The sequence below is a fragment of the Bacillus sp. JJ1521 genome (assembly GCF_036965165.1).
Classification (GTDB): Bacteria; Bacillota; Bacilli; order Bacillales; family Bacillaceae_L; genus Ferdinandcohnia.
In genome coordinates, this window is the sequence record NZ_JBALOX010000293.1 from 1 (window position 1) to 5,174 (window position 5,174).

Annotated in this window: 5 protein-coding genes and 1 pseudogene; all 6 read left to right on the plus strand. The window is 34.8% G+C overall.

The window, feature by feature from the left end; genetic code table 11:
- Window positions 1-1,968, plus strand: a 1,968-nt coding sequence (locus V7147_RS24910; protein WP_335370483.1) for a polyprenyl synthetase family protein, incomplete at its 5' end; no start/stop codon positions are given.
- Between the two features lie 43 nt (window positions 1,969-2,011).
- The gene (locus V7147_RS24915) at window positions 2,012-2,530 is read left to right on the plus strand and encodes a GNAT family N-acetyltransferase (RefSeq protein WP_335370484.1); all 519 of its coding nucleotides are present in this window, start codon (window positions 2,012-2,014) and stop codon (window positions 2,528-2,530) included.
- Window positions 2,531-2,769: 239 nt separating this feature from the next.
- Window positions 2,770-3,231 carry a hypothetical protein gene (locus V7147_RS24920; protein ID WP_335370485.1) on the plus strand — a complete coding sequence of 154 codons (462 nt, stop codon included), beginning with the start codon at window positions 2,770-2,772 and terminating at the stop codon, window positions 3,229-3,231.
- A gap of 244 nt (window positions 3,232-3,475) precedes the next feature.
- A pseudogene (locus V7147_RS24925) lies at window positions 3,476-4,173 on the plus strand (nucleotidyltransferase domain-containing protein); the annotation flags it as partial.
- 12 nt (window positions 4,174-4,185) lie between these two features.
- Entirely contained in the window at window positions 4,186-4,944 is a 759-nt protein-coding gene (locus V7147_RS24930) for a class I SAM-dependent methyltransferase (RefSeq protein ID WP_335370487.1), read from the plus strand.
- A gap of 18 nt (window positions 4,945-4,962) precedes the next feature.
- Window positions 4,963-5,174, plus strand: a 212-nt coding sequence (locus V7147_RS24935; protein WP_335370486.1) for an HAD hydrolase-like protein, incomplete at its 3' end; no start/stop codon positions are given.

Genomic DNA, 5,174 nt, shown 5'->3' on the forward strand with positions numbered 1-5,174 from the left:
GAATCCGAAATATTTAGTATGGCTGGATTGTACAGGTGGGGCGAGAAGGAAGGCATTGGATCCACCATTATTTGGTTGATAGATAAATTAAAAACTGTATCTATGAACATCCCAGATGGACTGGACGCTACACATGCGCAGAGAAAATTAATCAAAGTTATCGCTGGTGTGGTAATAAATGAGATTGAAGAAATGGGTGAGAACCTACCTCAAGATGAGCGTGGAAACAAACTTGATACAGCCATTCGATTAGGATATGCCTACGGTCTTACTTATCCTTTTATCGATGATCTATTGGATTCAATGGTTTTGTCTGACCATGAAAAAAGAAAATATTCCGATTTGATACGGACAACACTTCTTACAAAAACTGTGCCTGTATTGGGGGAATGGACGGGAAAAAACAAAAAGTTACTAGAATATGTTCATTCGGAACTTACAGAAGCTTTCAAGTATATAAAAAGCAAACAGCCTCAAGAAACCATACATTCCTTTTTCGAACAATCCTTTGTCTTTTTTAAGTCTCAAGAAGTAGATCGTAATAAAGATCTTTCAATTGCAACTTACACCAATGAAGAAATATATGTGCCTATTATTATAAAATCAGCATCTTCACGAATGATTGTTCGTTCTCTCATTAGTGCTCCTATGGCCGAGGAGATTGACAATCGAATCTTCTGTTATGGCATTTACAATCAGCTTGCAGATGACTTTGCAGATATGTTTTCTGATAACGAGGAAGGTGCGGTAACCCCATATACGTATTATTTAAAATATCATAAAAAGCGACCTGATTTAGTAAATCCATATGAGTTATATTGGGCGGTTATTTATTATTTAATCCATCATGTGTACAAATCTGATCCAAAAGCACGTGAAATCATATTGGACCGGGCAATAAACGGATTAAAACGATTTAAAAATCGGGTCGGTAACAAGGTGTATGAAGAAGTTATGGAAATATTCGCTACAGGTGATGAAGCTTTTAATCGTTTGATTCAAAAATTGGTAAGTAAAGCAGATGATGTTGATTTCTTTGATAAGCTATTGCGCGATAATATGGTGACAAATCTAAAAAATGAACAGAAAGAAAAAGAAGACTTTTCTGAGTTGATTGAAGACGTTCGCCTACGCATAAATATTAGTTTACACATTTCAAAAATTAATAAAGACATTTCTCCTATAGTAAGTGCAGCAAATTACAGTCTTGATGGAGATGGGAAAAGATTAAGACCAATCGTGACCTGGATGATGGGGGTTAAGGAATATGGATTAGATGAAAAAACGATTCTTCCACTTTTGAAGTCAATCGAGTACATGCATACAGCTTCTTTAATATATGACGATCTTCCTTCGCAAGACAATGCAACTTTTCGAAGAGGGCAGCAAACCGTGCATCAGGCGTATAACATAGCAGTTGCGGAATTAACAGGTCTTTTTCTTACACAAAAGGCTACTTTTGAGCAAGCATCCCTTACTCATTTTGAAGCGAAAACGGTACTTAAGTTAATCCAATATTCGGCTGAGAGCACAATGGATATGTGCAAGGGGCAAGCGATGGATTTAGACTCCAAAGGAAAACAACTATCTCTAGAAGAGCTAAACCTAATGTGCTTTTTAAAAACCGGAAAGGGATTTGAGGCTTCGCTCATTATGCCATCCATCCTTGCAAATGTAGAGGAAAAGGAAATCGAGTCTTTAAAAAAGTTTGCGTATCACGCGGGTATTGCCTTTCAAATTAAGGATGATTTATTAGACGTAGAAGGTGCAACAGATTTACTTGGAAAATTGGTCGGTAAAGATGTAGAAAACAATCAATCTACTTTTGTCTCCGTCCTTGGAATAGAAAATGCTAAAAAAGCGATGTGGGAACATTATTGTCTTGCGATAGAAGAATTGAAAGAGATCCCACTTAAATCGATTTTCCTTAAGCAACTATTAAATTATATTATCCATAGGGACCACTGAGAAAACACATGCCATTAATTATATAAAGGAGATACATATCTACATGACTATAAATTTGATAAATTGTACCCTTGAAGATTTACATAAACTTCAAGAAATTAGCTATGAAACATTTAACGAGACTTTTGAGGAACAGAATTCACCAGAAAATATGCATGCTTATTTGGAAAGGGCATTTAACCTTGAACAATTAGAAAAAGAAATATCCAATGTCTTTTCAAACTTCTTTTTTGTTTATCTTTATAATGAACTCGCAGGATATTTAAAAATAAATATCAATGATGCTCAGTCTGAAGAAATGGGCAATGAGTCACTTGAAATTGAGAGGATTTATATAAAGCACAAATTTCAAAAACACGGGCTTGGAAAATATCTACTAAATAAAGCGATGGAATTTGCACTGGAACAAAATAAAAAGAAAATCTGGTTAGGCGTATGGGAAAAAAACGAAAATGCTTTAGCTTTTTATCAAAAAGTGGGGTTTGTTCAAACTGGAGCCCACTCTTTTTATATGGGTGATGAAGAACAAATAGATATAATAATGACCAAAACACTCATTTGACCTTTTTGAAAGGTGAATAAATTATGTGTATACCTAATCATTTTAAAATAGATGATAGTCCATACAACCTTTTTAAAACGAATGAAGCTTAAACATTTTTTGTTTTTATTCATTCCTATATTCAGGGCGGTATCTACTTCGTTTTTTCTAGGTAAAAGCACATTTTATAGGTACAAGTTGAAAGGCGTAAGCCTATGGAATAGGATGCTAGTAGCCAAAGAATAAGGAGTGATTAAAAGATGTATTATTATGACCCAAACGGTCTAATGGCGTCATCACTACCACACTACACAGATTATGATTATTATTATGATTATGAAAGACAAATGGGTTCATTCCCACCATTTGGAGGAGGTCCTATGGGTCCACCACCATTTGGACCACCAAGTCAAGGACCAATAGGTGGACCGCCATTTGGAACACCTAGTCAGGGACTTGGAGGAGGACCACCAACAGGACCGCCACCATCGTTTGTTCCTACACAATCACAACAGCAAGCACAAGCCTTTGCAGTCGATCCAGGAAGTATTAGAAGTTGTTTGTTCAGATTTACTTACGTATGGCTTCGAGGTCGTGAGCAATTCTGGTTCTATCCTACATTTGTTGGAAGAAGTTCCATTTCAGGGTTTAGGTGGAATGGTTTTAGATGGGTGAACTTCGGGATTAGTCTAAGACAAATCCAATCCTTTACTTGTATTTAATTAGAATTCAATGAAAAAAGAAGCGTAAGAACATAGTTCTCTTGCTTCTTTTTTTGATTAAAGTACGTGTTTTAATAAATCAATTCTTTTCTGAAAAAAATCCTTCCTTTACGTAGTATTTTAAATCTATTGGTTCATTCCCTGAAGTTTTTGTCAATTAATTAAAAGGAAATTATCAAAATTTGTAGAATGTAGGTTGGTAAGGTAAAGAAATGATGTGGTAATATTGGCAGCTGTCAATAATATGAAGCCTTTAGAAGCAGCCCGACAATTTTTTCAAAAACATTATCCTGATTGTAAAGCAGCACTATTAGCAGGAAGTGTAACAAGAGGAGAAGCAACAGAAACATCTGATCTAGACATCGTGGTTATCGATAAAAACATTTACTCATCATATAGAGAATCTTTAATCGACTTTGGTTGGTCAATAGAGGTTTTTATACATAATGAAACATCCTATAAGCAGTTTTTTGAAACGGATAAAAAAGCGAGCAAGGCCATCCATGCCAAGAATGGTTTGCGAGGGGATTGTTCTTGCGGATGATGGAATATTTGAAGAAATCAAAAAAGAAGATAAGGAATATTAGACAATGGACCTGATGAATGGACAAGGGAAACAATAGATTTGAAAAGATATTTCATAACGGAGACACTCTTGAAGATTTCATCGGCTCTGAACAAAGAGAGGAAGCAATATTTATTGCTAATAGTCTTGTAGAAATGACAAGTGAATTTGTATTAAGAACAAATCGTAAATGGAATGGAGCTTCTAAGTGGGTCTATCAAGCCTTAAAAGATTTCGACGAGGAATTTGCAATAAGCTTTGTTGCGTCATTTGATTCTTTTTACAGAAATTGTGATAAATCCAAGGTTATTCAATTAATTGATGAAATTTTACAACCATTCGGTGGCCGTTTATTTCAAGGCTTTTCAATGGGGAAAGGGAGTGGAAACATATTGACAAATGAAATGCTCACAAACAATAAGAAGAGCTGGGACATAGTTGCCCATCATTTTAACGGGAAGGATGCACTTCCAAGTTATGGACCTTTTACACAAACTGAAGAAGAATTAAGGCTGTTTGAGGAAATAACAAATAATAAAGTACTTGATATCGGTTGCGGAAGTGGACACTCGTTAAAATACATGGCAAAAAAAGGTGCAAGAGAAATTTGGGGAGTAGACTTGTCACAAAACCAAATTGATACCGCTAAAGAAACGCTAAATGGATTGAATCCACAATTGTATTGTGCACCAATGGAGGAAGATATCAGTATTCCAAAGGGTTATTTTGATTTCGTCTATTCTATCTATGCGATTGGTTGGACGATGGATTTATCAGCAACCTTTAAGCTAATCTATTCCTATTTAAAATCCGGCGGATATTTCATATTCAGTTGGGATCACCCGTTATATCCTCATCTAAAAAGTGAAAATGGCCTTATATTTCTAGAAGGTTCATATCAGAATGAAGGAAGTGTCACATACAATAATTTTAAAGGTGAAAAGGCACCTATGGTCATTCCAACAAGAAAAATGAGTACATATATCAATGAATTAATAAAAGCTGGTTTTACAATTGAAAAGGTAATTGAAAGTGATGTATCAGAGTCCTTTGATTCAATGGAAGATGAAGTATCAGACCGTTATTATTCGTTATATAAAGCACGAAAATTTCCAACAACAATGATTATTAAAGCTTACAAGCCTTAATAAATGGAAGGTGTAACCATGATAAAAGCGGCTGTTTTTGATTTAGATGGAACATTATTAGATAGAGATGAATCTGTACAAAAGTTCATAACAAACCAATATGATAGGTTTAAAAAATTTCTAGACGATATTCTAAAAGAAACCTATATAAAAAGATTTATAGAATTAGATCACCGCGGGTATATATGGAAAGACAAGGTGTATCAACAATTAGTTGAAGAATTTCAAAT